Here is an 18063-nt window from a genome sequence, read left to right on the forward strand (position 1 = left end):
CGTTCTTTTCGTAAGTGTTGACTTACGAAAGGAACGAAACTCTACTAAGGTGATTATATGCAACGTTATTTTGTAGAAGAGAAATATGTAAATGAGACAAGTATTCGCATTGTAGGTGATGACGTACATCATATCGCAAGAGTGATGCGTATGTCAGCTGGTGATCATATTTATTGCTGTGTAAACGGAAAAACAGCAGTATGTTCAATTGATGAAATTACCAGTGAATTTATTAATACGGCTATTGTAGAATGGGTAGAGGCGTCAAGTGAACTTCCTGTTTTCGTGACGATTGCAAGTGGACTGCCAAAAGGAGACAAGCTAGAGTTAATTTTTCAAAAAGGAACTGAGCTTGGGGCAGCTGCATTCTTACCATTTCAAGCATCTCGCTCTATCGTAAAATGGGATGCGAAAAAAGCTGATAAAAAAGTTGAGCGTTTAAGAAAAATTGTGAAAGAAGCTGCGGAACAATCACATAGAAGTGAAATTCCAGAAGTACATGCTCCGGCATCATTTAAGCAATTGCTTTCAATGAGTGGTGAGTACGATGTTTGTCTTGTTGCTTACGAAGAGGAAGCAAAACAAGGTGAGAAATCTAATTTTGCGAAAGCTTTAACGACAATGAAACCAGGTCAAAAGCTATTGATTGTATTTGGCCCAGAAGGCGGTTTAGCTGAGGAAGAGATTACAGCGCTTCGTGAACATAAATTTGTACCATGTAGTTTAGGACCAAGAATTTTAAGAACAGAAACGGCGCCGTTATACGCGTTAAGTGCTGCTTCGTATCATTTTGAATTGATGGGGTGATGATCAATGTCAACTGTTGCGTTCCATACGTTAGGTTGTAAAGTAAACCACTATGAAACAGAAGCCATTTGGCAATTGTTTAAACAAGGTGGTTATGAAAGAACAGAATATGAAAAGAAAGCTGATGTATATGTTATTAACACATGTACAGTAACGAATACTGGGGACAAAAAAAGCCGTCAAGTAATCAGACGTGCTGTGCGTCAAAATCCAGATGCAGTTATTTGCGTAACGGGATGTTATGCACAAACATCTCCAGCTGAAATTATGGCGATTCCGGGTGTAGATATTGTAGTTGGTACACAGGATCGTGAAAAGATGTTAGGTTACATCGAAGAATTCCGTAAAGAGCGTCAACCAATTAATGCTGTCCGTAATATTATGAAAACACGTGTGTACGAAGAACTTGATGTACCTTATTTCACGGATCGTACACGTGCGTCTTTAAAAATACAAGAGGGTTGCAATAACTTCTGTACATTCTGTATCATTCCTTGGGCGCGTGGTTTAATGCGTTCTCGTGATGGAAAAGAAGTTATTAAACAAGCACAACAATTAGTGGATGCAGGCTATAAAGAAATCGTATTAACGGGTATTCATACAGGTGGATACGGCGAAGACATAAAAGATTATAACTTAGCTGGATTACTTCGTGATATGGAAGCGGAAGTAGGCGGATTAAAACGTCTTCGTATTTCTTCTATTGAAGCGAGTCAAATTTCAGATGAAGTAATTGAAGTGTTAGATAAATCTGAAGTAGTTGTACGCCACTTGCATATTCCGTTGCAATCTGGTTCTAATACTGTATTAAAACGTATGCGTCGTAAATATACGATGGAGTTCTTCCAAGAGCGTTTGGATCGTTTGAAAGAAGCGTTACCAGGCCTTGCGATTACATCTGACGTAATCGTTGGTTTCCCAGGTGAAACAGAAGAAGAATTCATGGAAACATACAATTTCATTAAAGAGAACCGCTTCTCTGAGTTACATGTGTTCCCTTACTCAAAACGTACAGGAACACCTGCAGCACGCATGGAAGATCAAGTTCCTGAAGATGTGAAGAATGATCGTGTTCATCGTTTAATTGAGCTATCTAATCAATTAGCGAAAGAATATGCATCAGCGTTTGAAGGTGAAGTGCTTGAAATCATTCCAGAAGAGCAATTTAAAGACGGCGACCGTGAAGGGTTATATGTAGGGTATACAGATAACTACTTGAAAATTGTATTTGAAGGATCAGAAGAATTAATTGGTAAGCTAGTGAAAGTGAAAATTACGAAAGCGGGTTATCCATATAACGAAGCGCAATTTGTTCGTGTTCTTGAAGATGATGTAAAAAAAGAATCAGCTAGCGCATAAAAAGAGCGTGCAACCGGAAACGGTTTGCATGCTTTCTTTATTTGAAGCGGTTAAGTACTATAAGGTGGGGAGGCGTTTCATGCATCCCTGTATGAAAAAAGATGAAATGATAAAAATATAGTTGTCTTCATCAGTAAAGGATACTAGCTATTTGCATAACTTTTGAAAAGGAAATGCTTCTATTCTTCTTTTATTCTGCCAAATAGTTGACCTGAAGTGATAAAATGTATTATAATCGTAAAAGACATGCTGAAGAAGTGTTTCTTTTTGCATGCTGAAGTTAGTATGTAAGTGTGATGTTTCGGAGGGAGGGAAAGAGAATGTCAAAAACAGTCGTTCGTAAAAACGAGTCTTTGGAGGATGCACTTCGCCGTTTTAAAAGATCGGTTTCTAAAACTGGTACACTTGCTGAAGCAAGAAAGCGCGAGTTTTATGAAAAACCAAGTGTAAAACGTAAGAAGAAATCTGAAGCGGCAAGAAAGCGTAAATTCTAAGAGAGGGTGTAAGTTATGAGTCTTCTCGGTCGTTTAAACGATGATATGAAACAAGCGATGAAGAATAAACAAAAAGAAAAATTAACCGTTATTCGTATGGTTAAGGCTGCTTTACAAAATGAAGGTATTAAACTGCAACATACTCTTACTGAAGAAGAGGAAATAACAGTTTTAGCTCGTGAAGTAAAACAGTATAAGGACTCCCTCCTTGAATTTAAAAAAGCTGGTCGTGAAGACCTTGTTAATAAACTGCAAAGTGAAATTCAGATTTTAAGCGCATATTTGCCAGAGCAATTAACTGAAGAAGAACTAGTTGATGTAATCAAGCAAGTTATTTCTGAAGTTGGTGCGACTTCTAAAGCAGATATGGGTAAGGTGATGACTGCTGTTATGCCGAAAGTAAAAGGTAAAACAGACGGATCACTTGTGAATAAGCTGGTTATCCAGCTATTAGCGTAAAAAAACGTCTCATTTCGTATGAGACGTTTTTTTATTGTTCTTATTAAGGAGAAACGCTATATTGCTTAAAAAGGGTTTCTATAAGTGATAGAACCCCCTCTAGTTAAAGTTTCAATTTATTATTTCCTTGTATAATTCCGATTCTACACCTATTCTTACTTCCTTGACTAAAACTTCTTTCGCAAATAAAAGCTAAGTACCGAACCTTCTGAAAATCAGATTGAAGTTTTATAGCTTGCTCTTCAGCATAATCCTCAAAGGTAACGAAAGAGATTCTAACTATTTTAGATTTTGCATCAGTTGCATAAAATGGCCGGATATTACTGTCGATAATTTGTTTTATGACATTCGAAATTTCTTGACTAAAGCCAATTTACTTTCGTATTTCCTCATTTATTAATTCATTTTTTAATGAACCCTAATATTTTTTGAAATTCATATAACAACCATCTATAAAATATTCTTACTTACAACGTAACATTCAGAGTGGAGAAATTTTCTTTTTTTTGATTTTATCCCTCATTAACGGGCAGCCCGATTGGTGAGGGGGGATTAAAGTTTCACTTTATCTCATTTGTCCAATAAATGACAACTACTTATTCTATGGTCAGTATGTCACATCCAGAACGAATTGTAACAGTTTTTTTCAAGTTTCTAACTTCTCGCTAGGCTCAATTTCTTAATGTAACTTGTACTGATATCCTGTAGGGGCGCATATTCTTGTATTAATACTTCTATTATTAAAGGTAACATCCTCTGATCCATCATTGTCCTGACAAATATGATTTCATATAGCGACTGTTTTAATTAACATGATATGAACTCTTACAGAATATAGTTATGTTAGTGAAGACGTTATAACACGATAGGCACTTGTGAAGAAATACATATATATGGGATGAGAGGGGGTCTTTCGAGATGAAGAAATTAGAACAAATGAAAAATTGGTTGACAAAACAAGTAGACCTACCAGTGGATGTATTAATGGATCTACCTCGGATTACTCTTGTTGGGCAAATACATATTTATATAGAAAATCATCGGGGGTTATTAGTGTTTTCAGATAAAGAAGTGCGATTACTTTTAAAACACGGTCAATTATTAATTAAAGGACAATCCTTTGTTATTAAAACGATTCTTCCAGAAGAGCTTTTGCTCGAAGGGATAATTGAGCAAGTAACATTTTTAGAAAATGAAAAAAAAGGTGATTGAAGTGAAACTTCCATTTGTGAAGTTTTTCTTCTTTATCCTGTAAAAGTTCCGTTGATAGAGACTGATTACAGTTTTACTCGGTTTCATTTTAGTACGAGCTATTTTAATGTTTCAAATAAAAAGTAGTATATCTACTTTTAGAAAGGTAGTGAAGGTGGTAAATGAAAAATAAATGGTTTATAAAGTGGCTTGGATATGTAAAAGTGCGAATTGAAGGTAGAGGAGCGGAACGGTTTGTTAATGAATGTGTACGGAGGAATTTATTAGTTTGGGATGTTAAAAAGATAGCTGATGAAACGTTAGTTTTTTGTATGTTGTTACGCGATGTGAAAAAAATAAAACCAATTTATAGAAAAAATGAATGTAAATTATATTTTATTGGACGTTATGGTTTTCCTTTTTGGAATAAGCGTTTAATTAAAAATAGTGGATTTTTAATTGGTTTTTTAATTTTCTTTTTTGGTGTAATTGCAATGTCAAATATGGTTTGGAAAATTGAAATTACAGGAGCAAAACCTGAAACGGAATATATATTGATGAAAGAATTGGATAAAATGGGTATTAAAAAAGGGAAACTACAATTTCAAATGCCGAATGTAGAAGATGTACAACGCCATTTGACAGATAATATTAATGCCATTACTTGGGCGGGACTAGAAGTAAGAGGAACGACGTATCATTTTAAAATTGTTGAAAAAAACGAACCGAAGAAAGAAAAGGAACAAAGGCCGCAAAATTTAGTAGCAAAAAAAGAAGCGATTATTACAAAGACGTTCGTAGAAGTTGGAAAGCCGGTTGTACTGAAAAATGATCATGTAGAAAAAGGGCAAATTCTCGTATCAGGAATATATGGTAATGAGGAAAGTCCGACGATTGTTTCAGCGAAAGGTATTGTGTATGGAGAAACGTGGTATACATCTAAGGTGGATGTCCCGTTAAAGACGCAATTCCAAGTGTATACTGGTAATGTATACAATGAACATTTTCTTAAATTTGGGGATACGAAAATAAAAATATGGGGATTTCAGCATGATAAGTATAAACGCTCTCGTACTGAAAGTGTAAAGCATGATGTGAAATTATTTGGTTTTACACTGCCGATTGCATATGAAAAAGATGTTGTGAGAGAAGAGGAAGAAGCGAATCGAGAATATACAGAAAAGCAAGCGCTGAAAGTAGCGAAAGAGATGGCCGAAAAAGAACTAAAGAAAAAATTGGATGAACATGCTATGATTGTAAGTGATAAGATTTTGAGTAAAGAGGTTGAGGCGGGTCAACTAAAGGTCACATTGCATTATACTGTGGTTGAAAATATTGCAGAGCCACAACCAATATCCGAATCCGATATTCAAGGAGACTGAGTAATGGCAGAACAATTAGTAGAAATGAACCAACAATTGGAAAATACTAACGAAGCAATCGCTCTTTTTGGAGTCAATGATGCACATTTAAAAGTAATTGAACGAGAACTGAATGTATCGATCGTAACTAGAGGAGAAACTGTTCATGTATCTGGGGCAGTTGAAACGGTGACACTCGTAGAAAAAATCTTACAGCAATTACTTGTTGTAATTCGTAAAAGTATATCAATTTCAGAGAGAGATGTTGCGTATGCAATTCAGCTTGCACAACAAGGGAAAATTGCTCAATTTGAAGAGTTATATGAAGAAGAAATTTTCAAGACTGCAAAAGGTAAATCCATTCGTGTAAAAACAATGGGGCAAAGACGATATATTCATGCGATGAAGAAGAATGATATTGTCTTTGGGATAGGGCCTGCAGGAACTGGAAAAACATACTTAGCTGTAGTAATGGCTGTGAGGGCTTTAAAACAAGGGTATGTAAAGAAAATTATTTTAACAAGACCTGCTGTAGAAGCTGGAGAAAATTTAGGTTTTTTACCAGGGGATTTGAAAGAGAAGGTAGATCCATACTTACGCCCATTATATGATGCCTTACATGATATTCTTGGACAAGAATATACGCAGCGTATGATGGAGCGAGGAGTAATTGAAATCGCGCCGCTTGCTTATATGAGGGGGCGTACGCTTGATGATTCATTTGTTATTTTAGATGAGGCTCAAAATACAACGGGTGCTCAAATAAAAATGTTTTTAACAAGATTAGGTTTTAGTTCTAAAATGGTTATTACAGGGGACCCTTCACAAGTAGACTTGCCAAAAGGGGTAAAATCAGGGCTATCTATAGCTGCTAATATTTTATCTGGTGTATCAGGTCTGTCATTTATTACATTAGAACAAACGGACGTTGTGAGACATCCATTGGTGCAACGTATTATTGAGGCATATGATAAAATGGAATGATCCTATTTGTCAGGATCATTTCTTTTTGTATGATAAGGTTGGCGAACGTCATATTTTTTACTATCATGAAAGATAAGGAAAATAAACTATAGGTACTAGTGTATAAAATGTTGCCTCAAAGTATCGTTTGGTAGAAGAAATGAAAGCTATAAATAGTTTCACTTTATTTCTGGAGAGGAGAAGGTATTGAAATCATGTCAAGATCTCAAGAAATTTCTAAGTGGTTTCGTAATTTACAACATTCGAAAAAACTAAGTTGGATTTCTTACGTTGTATTAGGAGCAGTGCTGTTTTTTGCGCTTATGAATAATGTAAAACCAGAGCAATTAGATGTTAATATGTATTCTATTGCGAAAAAGACAATCCATTCTCCTATAAAAATTGAAGATAAAGTTACAACGGATAAAAAGAAAAAAGAAGCCGCTACAAAAGTTGAAGATCAATATACATATAAAAGTGAGTATAAACAAAACAAAGTTGATATTGTGAATGACGTCTTTGCTAAAGTGGATGAAGTGGTGCAAGAGATTAAAGCTGTTGGACCGGATGATCAAAAAAAGATGACTGATGCTGAGAAAGTGGAGAAGTTAAAAAAGAAACTACCCGCTGACTTAACGAAAGAATTATCTGATTCAAACTTACTAAGTTTGATTAATGCAGATTCGAGCCAATTAGTATTAGCGAAAGATGCTGCGGTCACAGCGATTAATAGTATCATGACTGAGCATATTAAAATGGACGAATTGAAAGATGCGAAAGAACGATATGTAAGTGAGATGAATAGTGTTAATGTTGATAATGGTTTAAAAGAGTCAATTAAGGCGCTAGGAAGATATGCAATTTCAGCAAACTATTTTTATGACCCGATCTTAACGAAAGAGAAGAGAAAAGCAGAGGAAGATTTAGTTCCACCTGTTTATATTCTTCAAGGACAAGTTCTTGTTAGAGAAGGTGAAACAATTTCAAGTGATGTGTATAATCAGTTGAAATTAGTTGGTTTGTTAGAAAAAGGGAACGGCTTTCAACCTTATGTTGGATTAGCGGTACTCATTGGTGTGTTACTATACTTTATGCATAAACAATTTGAATTATTTTTAAAGAGAAAAAGAGAAGATAGACCGTATGTTTTAGCGTATATTACAATTTTGTCTATCACAATCGTCTTAATGAAAATCATTAGTTTGTTTCAAAAACTTGAATACGCGGGGATTGCATATGTTGTCCCAGTTGCGATGGGAACAATACTTGTAAAACTAATGATTGGTGATCGATTTGTCTTTTTAACGAGTATGATTTTTTCTGTATGCGGAAGTATTATGTTTAATGAAGGAGTAACGAGTACATTAAATTATAGTGTAGGGATTTACGTATTGTTAAGTTCATTATCGGTTAGTATTTTCTTGCGAGAAAAAAATCGTCGTACAATGATTTTACAAGCTGGTATACTCGTTTCTGTATTAAATGTAGTCGTATTGGCGGCGCTCTTATTATTACGTAATGGGAATTTTTCGCCTCTTGAAATTGGTACGCAATTATTAATGGCTTCACTTTCAGGGATTATATCATCCGTTTTGGCTATGGGGATTTTACCATATTTAGAAAGTGGACTTGGAATCGTATCAAGCATGAAGCTTATGGAACTATCAAGTCCAAACCATCCGCTTTTACGCAGAATTTTGTTAGAAGCGCCAGGGACATATCATCATAGTGTAATGGTAGCGAATCTTTCTGAGGCTGCTTGTGAAGCAGTCGGGGCAAATGGTGTATTAGCGCGTGTAGGGGCATATTATCATGATGTAGGAAAAACAGTACAACCGCAATTTTTTATTGAAAACCAAATGGGAATTGAAAACCCGCATGATAAATTAGATCCTGTAACGAGTAAAGATATTATAATTGCTCACGTAACGGATGGAGTAAGAATGCTCGAAGAATATCATATTCCACAAGAAATTATTGATATCGCTGGGCAACATCACGGTACAACGTTACTGAAATATTTTTATTATAAAGCTATTAAAGAAGATAAAGAAAAATATACAGAAGAGATGTTCCGTTATCCAGGTTCAAAAGCAACTTCGAAAGAATCGGCAATTGTTGGTATTGCTGATAGTGTAGAAGCTGCGGTACGTTCTATGAATCACCCAACGCCAGAACAAATTAATAATTTGGTGCAAAGTATTATTAAAGATCGACTACAAGACGGTCAATTTAGTGAATGTGATTTGACGTTTAAGGAACTACAAATCGTTGGAAAAACGTTGTGTGAAACGTTAAATGGTATTTTCCATTCGCGTATTACATATCCGGAACTTCCGGAAGAAAAGGAGAAAGAATGAGTTTGTTAATTGATTTTATTGATGAAACAGAAGAAGTAAAAGAAGCGTATATGAGTTTAATTCGTGAAGTGTTAGAAAAAGCAGCTCAAATGGAAAATATCGAGGATGGTGCGGAGGTATCGGTGACATTTGTAGATAATGAGCGCATTAGAGAAATTAATCGTGATTACCGAGATAAAGATCAACCTACAGATGTAATATCCTTTGCGATGGAAGAAATGGGAGAAGGAGAAATGGAGATTGTTGGTGCAGAGATGCCACGCATGTTAGGTGATCTTATTATCTCTATTCCAAGGGCGAAAGAGCAAGCTGAAGAGTACGGACATTCTTTCGATCGTGAACTTGGATTTTTGGCATTACATGGCTTTTTACATTTACTTGGTTATGATCACATGACAGAAGAAGATGAAAAAGAAATGTTCGGAAGACAAAAAGAAATTTTAGAAGCTTTTGGATTAGGACGATGAAAAAAGGAAAACTTATAGATAGTTTTGGATATGCTATAGCTGGTATATTCTTTTGTTTTCGTCATGAGCGAAATATGAAAATCCATTATTTAGCCGCAGTCATTGTTATATGCTGCGGCTTTTATTTCCATATTACGAGAACAGAGTGGATGATATTACTTATTGTAATAGGGAGTGTAATGAGTTTAGAAATGGTAAATACGGCTGTGGAAAAAACAGTAGATTTAGCGACTGCCGATATTCATCCATTTGCAAAAATTGCAAAGGATGTTGCGGCAGGAGCGGTTTTATTGTTTGCAATTATAGCTGTTATAATTGGTGCTATTATCTTTTTACCGTATATGGTATAGTTGCATTCCGAAGCTTTTATTAAGCTTTGGAAGTGCCGTAAGGGGCTTTAATGAGAGAGTGTACCTCTTCATAGCTGTGAACAGGAAGGATGCGGGAATATGAATAGTAAACAATTAATTCTAGAAGCAATCGAAGCGCGTAAACAAGCGTACGTACCATATTCTAAATTTCAAGTAGGTGCAGCACTATTAACGCGCGATGGAAAAGTATATCGTGGATGTAATGTTGAGAATGCATCATATGGCTTATGTAATTGTGCTGAAAGAACAGCTTTATTTAAGGCGGTTTCTGAAGGAGATAAAGAATTTGTAGCCATTGCGGTTGTAGCAGATACAAAGCGCCCAGTACCTCCTTGTGGAGCATGTCGACAAGTTATGGTAGAATTATGTAAACAGGATACGAAAGTATACTTAACAAATTTACATGGTGACGTTCAAGAGACGACAGTCGGAGAGTTGTTACCAGGAGCATTTTTAGCGGAGGATTTACATGAATAGAAAAGGTTATAAATCAGGTTTTGTCTCTATTATTGGCAGACCGAATGTTGGGAAATCTACATTTTTAAATCGTATTATCGGCCAGAAAATTGCTATTATGAGTGATAAGCCACAAACGACTCGTAATAAAATTCAAGGTGTATATACAGAAAATGATGCACAAGTTATTTTCATTGATACACCAGGAATACATAAACCTAAACATAAACTAGGCGACTTCATGGTGAAGATGGCGCAAACGACATTAAAAGAAGTTGATATCGTTCTGTTTATGGTTAATGCTGTCGAAGGCTTTGGTCGTGGTGAAGAATTCATCATCGAGAAGTTAAAAGAAACGAAACAACCAGTATTTTTAGTAATTAATAAAATTGACCAACTTCATCCAGAGCAATTACTAGAGTTAATTGATCAATATCGTAAACTACATGAGTTTGCAGAGATTGTACCAATTTCTGCGTTAGACGGTAATAATGTGGACGCTTTAATTGGAACAATTAAAAAGTATTTACCAGAAGGACCACAATACTATCCAGATAATCAAGTAACGGATCATCCGGAGAGATTTATTATTGCAGAGCTTATTCGTGAGAAAGTACTACATTTAACACGTGAAGAAGTGCCGCATTCTGTGGCTGTTGTTATCGATGCGATTCAAAAGCGTGAGGGCGGGGCAGTTTATATAAATGCAACGATTGTTGTTGAACGTGCATCACAAAAAGGAATCATCATCGGAAAACAAGGGAAAATGTTAAAAGAAGTTGGTAAGCGAGCTCGTTTTGATATTGAAGCGCTACTTGGTTCTAAAGTATTTTTAGAAGTATGGGTAAAAGTGCAAAAAGATTGGCGTAATAAAATGTCTCAGCTTCGTGACCTAGGTTTCCGCGAGGATGAGTACTAAAATAGAGTCAAGCTGTAATCAGTGGATGGTTGGTTCATCCACTGATTATTGGTTTTTATGAACTTTGATAAATTAGGAAAAATTTTTCTCACATGAAAATGGACAAAATGGGTCAATTTAATAACAACAAAGGAAATTGGTTTATAGGCTACGCTTATTGAGAAAGGTGGATTCTTATGCTAGATTTTACCTGGAAGTTTTTCTCCAAAACAGGAAGCATTGAAACGTACTTGCTTTTGAAAGAAATGGAAAAAGACGTAAACGATGAGATGGATCAACATGAAGAGGAGCTAGCGCATCTAGACTCTCCAATTTCTTGACCCGTTTTGTTCAAACCTTGGATGGTGACGAACATGTTTCAAAAAGTTGAAGGCATCGTTATCCGTACGACAGATTACGGAGAAACGAACAAGATTGTTACAATATTCTCAAGAGAACTTGGTAAGGTAAGTGCAATGGCAAGAGGGGCAAAAAAACCGAAAAGCCGATTAGCATCTGTGTCGCAATTAATGACACATGGCCAGTTTCTTATTCAAATGGGATCTGGGCTTGGAACATTGCAACAAGGCGAGATTATTTCAACTATGAAAGAAATTCGCGAGGATATATTTTTAACTGCTTATGCATCATTTATTGTTGAATTAACTGATAAAGCAACAGAAGATAAAAAACATAATCCGTATTTATTTGAAATGTTATATCAAACGTTGCATTATATGTGTGAGGGTGTTGATCCAGAAGTATTATCATTAATTTATCAAACGAAAATGCTTCCGGTATTAGGGATGCGCCCGTACTTTGATACATGTGCGATTTGTCATCAAGAAACAGACTTTGTCGCCTTCTCCGTTAGGGAAGGCGGTTTTCTGTGCTCACGTCATGCAGAGCAAGACCCGTATCGTATACCGGTAGGAGAAGCTGTTCATAAATTATTACGTCTTTTCTTCCATTTCGATTTACATAGGCTCGGAAATGTATCGGTAAAGGATAGCACAAAAAAACAAATGCGTTTAGTATTGAATACATATTATGATGAATATTGCGGAATTTATTTGAAATCAAGACGTTTTTTAGAACAACTTGATAAGTTTCAAATATAATTTTGGGCCGTATACGGTCCTTTTTACATACTTTCTTTTTCGAATAGCATATTTAGTATATAATATTTAAGAGATAGTATAACTTTTTTCGTTGTGCATTAAAGGTGGTGATTATCATAGAGCTGAATAAACGGCAAGAACATATCATTCAGATTGTAAAAGATCACGGTCCTATTACAGGGGAATCAATTGCAGCGCAATTGGGTCTAACACGTGCGACGCTAAGACCAGACTTAGCAATTTTAACGATGGCTGGTTATTTAGAAGCACGTCCACGCGTAGGTTATTTTTATACGGGTAAAACTGGGGGGCAGCTATTATCTGAAGCTGTTAAGAAAATTAAAGTACAAGATTATCAATCTAGACCGGTTGTAATTGATAAAAATGTTTCCGTATACGATGCAATTTGTACGATGTTTTTAGAGGACGTTGGTACATTGTTCGTTGTAGATCAGATGACTCTATTAGTTGGTGTTGTGTCTCGTAAAGATTTATTAAGAGCGAGCTTAGGAAAGCAGGATTTAACCTCTCTTCCGGTTAATATTATCATGACAAGGATGCCAAACATTGCGATGTGTCGTAGAGAGGATTCTTTATATGATATTGCGATGGAATTAATAGAAAGACAGATTGATGCAATGCCAGTTGTAAAAGATACGAAACAAGGTTTAGAAGTGATTGGGCGAATTACAAAAACAAATATTACACGTGCGTTTGTAAATTTAGTAAATAACGAATAAGTGTAATTTGTTTAAAGTGAGGTAATGTAATGGATAATAAAATCGTATATGTCGTATCTGACTCTGTAGGGGAAACGGCTGATTTGGTTGTTCGAGCAGCAATGGGGCAATTCCCGTTTGCTCCTGATATTAGACGTGTACCATATGTAGAAGATACAGGGACACTAAAAGAAGTGATTTCGATTGCTAAGAGTAATCAAGCACTTATATGTTTTACGTTAGTTAAGCCTGATATGCGCAAATATTTAGTAACAGAGGCTGCAAAAGAAGGGGTAGAGGCATACGATATTATCGGCCCTCTTATTGATCAAATAGAAGAAATTACGGGGCAAGTGCCGAGATATGAGCCAGGCGTTGTCCGTAGGTTAGATGAAGAATACTTTAAAAAGATTGAAGCGATTGAGTTTGCTGTGAAGTATGATGACGGCAGAGATGCACGAGGTATTTTAAAAGCGGATATCGTGTTGATTGGTGTTTCGCGTACATCAAAAACACCACTTTCCCAATATTTAGCTCATAACAAACGCTTGAAAGTTGCGAATGTACCACTCGTGCCAGAAGTTGACCCACCTGAAGAACTATATCAAGTGGCAAAAGAAAAATGTTTCGGTTTGAAAATTACGCCAGATAAGTTAAATCATATTCGAAAAGAACGATTAAAATCACTTGGATTAAGTGATGGAGCAACATATGCAAATATTAATCGTATTCAAGAAGAAATTAATCATTTTGAGGAAGTAATTAGTAAAATAAATTGCCAAGTAATCGATGTATCGAATAAAGCGATTGAAGAAACAGCAAATATTATTGTGAATGCAGTGCAAAACCAAAAAATGTTTTAGCACATTTACCAAAGGTGAATGTGCTTTTTTCGCTCGTGTGAAATATGATACCTATGGATTTTGTAATAGATTGTAGTGTAATGGTTATACTTATACTCCTTTGTCTTTTAGTATATTCAAGGTGTGAGTTTGTCATCCTGAAATGTAAGATGAAAAAATAAAGGGATATGTAGCGTAGTTGAAGAAAATATATTATAATAAAAAATTGTGATAAAAACCTATATTTTACGTTTAGACTTTAATTTTTCAGAATAAACTAGGGATAGGATTTACGAAAAAGACATGTAATTACGTTAAATCGACAAAATCTATACAAGAAAACGCACATTATGGAAGGATTCGCAGAAGGGATGTAGAATACAGAAATATGCAAAGCATCAACAACATATTAGTTGGTGTAGATGTATATCCCGTGAAGGCTGAAATTGTGCAAGTTGGAGCGGAATTTCATGTCGGAATTTTGTTTGTCGCATCATATGCTCATCCTTTAAGGAAATAGCAAGGCAATTGGATCTTTGTAGATACTGAACAAAATGGAGTTGATCGTTATATGGATCAACATGAAAAAGTTACAAATCTCAAGATCAAACAGTATATGTGGCTTGCTACTCTTCTTATAAAAAGGTGTATATGTATTGTTTCTAAGAGATACATTTGTAACAGATGAGCGAATGTATACAATTTTATATAGCAAGTATGTATATGCGATTTATGCAGATAAAGGACCTATAGGAAAGGTTCAAAATCGTTTATACAATGTAATCGGCAACACTTTCTAACAAGTTTAGAAAAATATTGTCGAATTATAAAGGAATTTTTTAATTTATATCGAATACAAAATACGACACGGAGATGGAGTTATGGGGAACAGAATTCCCGAAGAAGTTGTTGAACAGATTCGGACATCATCCGATATTGTAGAAGTCATTGGTGAATACGTTCAACTTAGAAAACAGGGGCGTAACTATTTCGGCCTTTGTCCATTTCATGGTGAGAATTCTCCTTCATTCTCTGTTTCATCTGATAAGCAAATTTTTCATTGCTTCGGATGTGGAGAAGGTGGAAATGTATTTTCCTTTCTAATGAAAATGGAAGGACTGGCTTTTACCGAGGCTGTTCAAAAGCTAGGCGAAAGAAATGGAATTGCGGTTGCAGAGTATACATCAGGGCAAGGACAACAAGAAGACATATCTGATGACACTGTCATCATGCAACAAGCTCATGAATTATTGAAAAAGTATTATCATCATTTATTAGTAAATACGGAAGAGGGAAATGAAGCACTTTCATATTTATTAAACCGTGGTATTACGAAAGAGATGATTGAGAAGTTTGAAATTGGTTATGCATCACCTGCTTGGGATGCAGCGACGAAAATTTTACAAAAAAGAGGTTTATCGCTGTCTAGTATGGAACAAGCTGGCCTTCTAATAAGAAGTGAGAAGGATGGTAGTCATTATGATCGCTTCCGTGGAAGAGTTATGTTCCCGATCTATACGTTACAAGGTAAGGTGATAGCGTTTAGTGGAAGGGCGTTAGGAGATGACACTCCGAAATATTTAAATAGCCCTGAAACACCGATTTTTCACAAAAGTAAATTGTTGTATAACTTCCACCAAGCAAGACCGTTTATTAGAAAGCGTGGGCAAGTGGTTCTTTTCGAAGGATATGCCGATGTACTAGCTGCGGTAAAAAGTGGTGTGGAAGAAGCTGTTGCGACAATGGGAACAGCTTTAACTGAAGAACAAGCAAAACTTCTGCGACGTAACGTTGAAACTGTTGTTCTTTGCTATGATGGTGATAAAGCAGGGCGAGAAGCGACGATGAAAGCAGGGCAATTATTGCTAAAAGTTGGTTGCCAAGTGAAAGTCACATCCTTGCCAGATAAGCTTGATCCTGATGAATATGTGCAACAATATGGGACTACTGCTTTTGAAAATCTTGTGAAATCAAGTGTGAGTTTTGTTGGTTTTAAAATAAATTATTTGCGTTTAGGGAAAAATTTGCAAGATGAGTCTGGCAAAGAAGAATATGTGAAGAGTGTTTTAAAAGAGTTATCGTTGTTACAAGATGCGATGCAGGCAGAGTCATATTTGAAGTCATTATCGCAAGAATTTTCGTATTCAATGGAAACACTTTTGAACCAATTGCACCAATATCGCAAAGAACAAAAGGTACAGCAAAAACAAATAAAGCAGGTTGCTAAACCGTCTCAAGTCGTTCAAACAAAACCGAAGTTAACAGGTTTTGAAAGAGCGGAAAGAGAAATTATTTACCATATGTTGCAAAGTGCAGAAGTAGCTGTTCGTATGGAATCCCATATAGAAGATTTTCATACAGAAGAACATAAAGGGATTTTATATGAACTATACGCATATTATGAAAAGGGAAATGAACCTTCAGTTGGAACATTTTTAAGTTGGCTCTCTGATGAAAAGTTGAAAAATATTATCACTGATATTTCGACGGATGAATTTATTAATCCAGAATACACAGAAGAAGTGTTGCAAGGCCATTTGGAGACGCTTAGACGGCATCAGGAAAAACTTGAAAAGATGGAAATTATCTTTAAAGTGAAACAAATGGAAAAAACAGATCCTGTAGAGGCTGCTAAATATTATGTAGCATATTTACAAAATCAAAAAGCGAGAAAATAGCTTTTTTGATAAAGTTTTAGTATAATGAATGTTTGTATCTCGCGTAAGGAGGGGAACAGATGGCTGACAAACCAGCTCGTTCTAAACAAATTGAAACTGAAATGACCCTTGAGCAAGTGAAAGAACAACTCACTGAGCTCGGAAAAAAACGTGGCGTTCTTACATATGAAGAGATTGCAGAACGCATGAATGGATTTGAAATTGAATCCGATCAAATGGATGAATACTATGAATATTTAGGTGAACAAGGCATTGATTTAGTTGGTGATAATGACAACGAAGAAGGCCCTAATAATCGCCAAATTACAAAAACAGAAGAAGAGTTTGACCTCAATGATTTAAGTGTACCACCTGGGGTTAAAATCAACGATCCTGTTCGTATGTATTTAAAAGAAATTGGTCGTGTAGACTTACTATCTGCAGAAGAAGAAATTCGACTTGCAACGCGTATTGAAGAAGGCGATGAAGAAGCGAAACGTCGTCTTGCAGAAGCAAACTTACGTCTTGTAGTAAGTATTGCAAAGCGCTATGTAGGCCGTGGTATGCTTTTCTTAGACTTAATTCAAGAAGGTAATATGGGTCTAATTAAAGCTGTTGAAAAGTTCGATTATCGTAAAGGTTTCAAATTTAGTACGTATGCAACTTGGTGGATTCGCCAAGCTATTACACGTGCCATTGCAGACCAAGCGCGAACAATTCGTATTCCAGTTCATATGGTTGAAACGATTAATAAGTTAATTCGTGTACAACGTCAATTATTACAAGATTTAGGTCGCGAACCATCTCCTGAAGAGATTGGTGAGGAAATGGATCTTGCTCCAGAAAAAGTACGTGAAATCTTAAAAATTGCACAGGAGCCAGTTTCTCTTGAAACACCAATTGGTGAAGAAGATGACTCCCATTTAGGTGACTTTATTGAAGACCAAGAAGCAACATCGCCTGCGGACCATGCAGCCTATGAATTGCTAAAAGAACAATTAGAAGATGTGTTAGATACACTAACAGATCGTGAAGAAAATGTTCTACGTCTTCGTTTCGGTTTAGATGATGGACGAACTCGTACGCTTGAAGAAGTTGGGAAAGTATTCGGCGTAACGAGAGAGCGTATTCGTCAAATTGAAGCAAAAGCACTTCGCAAATTAAGACATCCAAGCCGTAGTAAGCGTCTTAAGGATTTCTTAGAATAGGTTATTTTTTAAGTTTACTTCACTTTTGTGAAGTAAACTTTTTTATTTTGTTAATTTTTGTTAAAATTTAGCTATGGGCAACGATTACAATTTCTTGTAATTTATTTTACAGAATTGTCTTTTGATTTGCAAATGCTCATTTTTCGATTTTTCGATTAATTTTGTTTATTATATACAAAAATATATGTAGAAAAGCGAAAAATATGATGAGAAACGTTAATAATTATCGAAATAATAAGCGATATGACAATAAAAAACAATAAACTGAATTTATGGAATATTTTTAACAAGTAGTAGTTTGCTCTTTTCTGATAGAGCGTTTTCAAGTAC

At 35.6% G+C, this 18063-nt stretch carries 19 protein-coding genes; all 19 read left to right on the plus strand.

What is annotated here, in order from left to right; genetic code table 11:
* Positions 1-57 precede the first annotated feature (57 nt).
* Positions 58-807, plus strand: coding sequence for a 16S rRNA (uracil(1498)-N(3))-methyltransferase (locus ES895_RS02395; protein WP_001190159.1), 750 nt, complete (start codon positions 58-60; stop codon positions 805-807).
* Between the two features lie 6 nt (positions 808-813).
* Complete coding sequence (gene mtaB, locus ES895_RS02400) at positions 814-2166, plus strand: tRNA (N(6)-L-threonylcarbamoyladenosine(37)-C(2))-methylthiotransferase MtaB (RefSeq protein ID WP_000108679.1); 1353 nt, start codon at positions 814-816, stop codon at positions 2164-2166.
* A 320-nt stretch (positions 2167-2486) separates the two neighbouring features.
* A complete protein-coding gene (gene rpsU / locus ES895_RS02405; protein WP_000048061.1) occupies positions 2487-2660 on the plus strand; it encodes a 30S ribosomal protein S21 in 174 nt (57 codons plus the stop codon).
* 15 nt (positions 2661-2675) lie between these two features.
* Positions 2676-3119 carry a GatB/YqeY domain-containing protein gene (locus ES895_RS02410; RefSeq protein WP_000054562.1) on the plus strand — a complete coding sequence of 148 codons (444 nt, stop codon included), beginning with the start codon at positions 2676-2678 and terminating at the stop codon, positions 3117-3119.
* Between the two features lie 918 nt (positions 3120-4037).
* Entirely contained in the window at positions 4038-4331 is a 294-nt protein-coding gene (gene yqfC, locus ES895_RS02420; RefSeq protein WP_000732269.1) for a sporulation protein YqfC, read from the plus strand.
* A 161-nt stretch (positions 4332-4492) separates the two neighbouring features.
* On the plus strand, positions 4493-5692 hold the full coding sequence (gene yqfD, locus ES895_RS02425) for a sporulation protein YqfD (RefSeq protein WP_000792499.1): 1200 nt from the start codon (positions 4493-4495) through the stop codon (positions 5690-5692).
* 3 nt (positions 5693-5695) lie between these two features.
* Positions 5696-6655 carry a PhoH family protein gene (locus ES895_RS02430; protein ID WP_000840520.1) on the plus strand — a complete coding sequence of 320 codons (960 nt, stop codon included), beginning with the start codon at positions 5696-5698 and terminating at the stop codon, positions 6653-6655.
* 194 nt (positions 6656-6849) lie between these two features.
* Complete coding sequence (locus tag ES895_RS02435; protein WP_000091514.1) at positions 6850-8994, plus strand: HD family phosphohydrolase; 2145 nt, start codon at positions 6850-6852, stop codon at positions 8992-8994.
* Positions 8991-9461, plus strand: a complete 471-nt coding sequence (gene ybeY, locus ES895_RS02440) for an rRNA maturation RNase YbeY (RefSeq protein ID WP_000054679.1) — start codon at positions 8991-8993, stop codon at positions 9459-9461. The genes ES895_RS02435 and ybeY overlap by 4 nt, the downstream gene beginning before the upstream one ends.
* Entirely contained in the window at positions 9458-9811 is a 354-nt protein-coding gene (locus tag ES895_RS02445) for a diacylglycerol kinase family protein (RefSeq protein WP_000715469.1), read from the plus strand. The genes ybeY and ES895_RS02445 overlap by 4 nt, the downstream gene beginning before the upstream one ends.
* A 99-nt stretch (positions 9812-9910) precedes the next feature.
* A complete protein-coding gene (locus tag ES895_RS02450) occupies positions 9911-10309 on the plus strand; it encodes a cytidine deaminase (protein ID WP_001086282.1) in 399 nt (132 codons plus the stop codon).
* Positions 10302-11207 carry a GTPase Era gene (gene era / locus ES895_RS02455; protein ID WP_001080229.1) on the plus strand — a complete coding sequence of 302 codons (906 nt, stop codon included), beginning with the start codon at positions 10302-10304 and terminating at the stop codon, positions 11205-11207. The genes ES895_RS02450 and era overlap by 8 nt, the downstream gene beginning before the upstream one ends.
* 176 nt (positions 11208-11383) lie before the next feature.
* Positions 11384-11527: a YqzL family protein gene (locus ES895_RS02460; protein WP_000883924.1), complete on the plus strand. Its 144-nt coding sequence runs from the start codon at positions 11384-11386 to the stop codon at positions 11525-11527.
* A gap of 33 nt (positions 11528-11560) precedes the next feature.
* Positions 11561-12307: a DNA repair protein RecO gene (gene recO / locus ES895_RS02465; RefSeq protein WP_000487013.1), complete on the plus strand. Its 747-nt coding sequence runs from the start codon at positions 11561-11563 to the stop codon at positions 12305-12307.
* Between the two features lie 107 nt (positions 12308-12414).
* Complete coding sequence (gene ccpN, locus ES895_RS02470; protein ID WP_000583756.1) at positions 12415-13047, plus strand: transcriptional regulator CcpN; 633 nt, start codon at positions 12415-12417, stop codon at positions 13045-13047.
* Positions 13048-13076: 29 nt separating this feature from the next.
* The gene (locus ES895_RS02475; protein ID WP_000368937.1) at positions 13077-13889 is read left to right on the plus strand and encodes a pyruvate, water dikinase regulatory protein; all 813 of its coding nucleotides are present in this window, start codon (positions 13077-13079) and stop codon (positions 13887-13889) included.
* 635 nt (positions 13890-14524) lie between these two features.
* Entirely contained in the window at positions 14525-14668 is a 144-nt protein-coding gene (locus ES895_RS29145) for a hypothetical protein (protein WP_167754508.1), read from the plus strand.
* An 81-nt stretch (positions 14669-14749) separates the two neighbouring features.
* A complete protein-coding gene (gene dnaG / locus ES895_RS02480) occupies positions 14750-16546 on the plus strand; it encodes a DNA primase (protein ID WP_000528221.1) in 1797 nt (598 codons plus the stop codon).
* 59 nt (positions 16547-16605) lie between these two features.
* Entirely contained in the window at positions 16606-17733 is a 1128-nt protein-coding gene (gene rpoD, locus ES895_RS02485; RefSeq protein ID WP_000764066.1) for an RNA polymerase sigma factor RpoD, read from the plus strand.
* Positions 17734-18063 lie beyond the last annotated feature (330 nt).

This window comes from Bacillus sp. 007/AIA-02/001 (assembly GCF_004634455.1).
Lineage (GTDB): Bacteria > Bacillota > Bacilli > Bacillales > Bacillaceae_G > Bacillus_A > Bacillus_A cereus.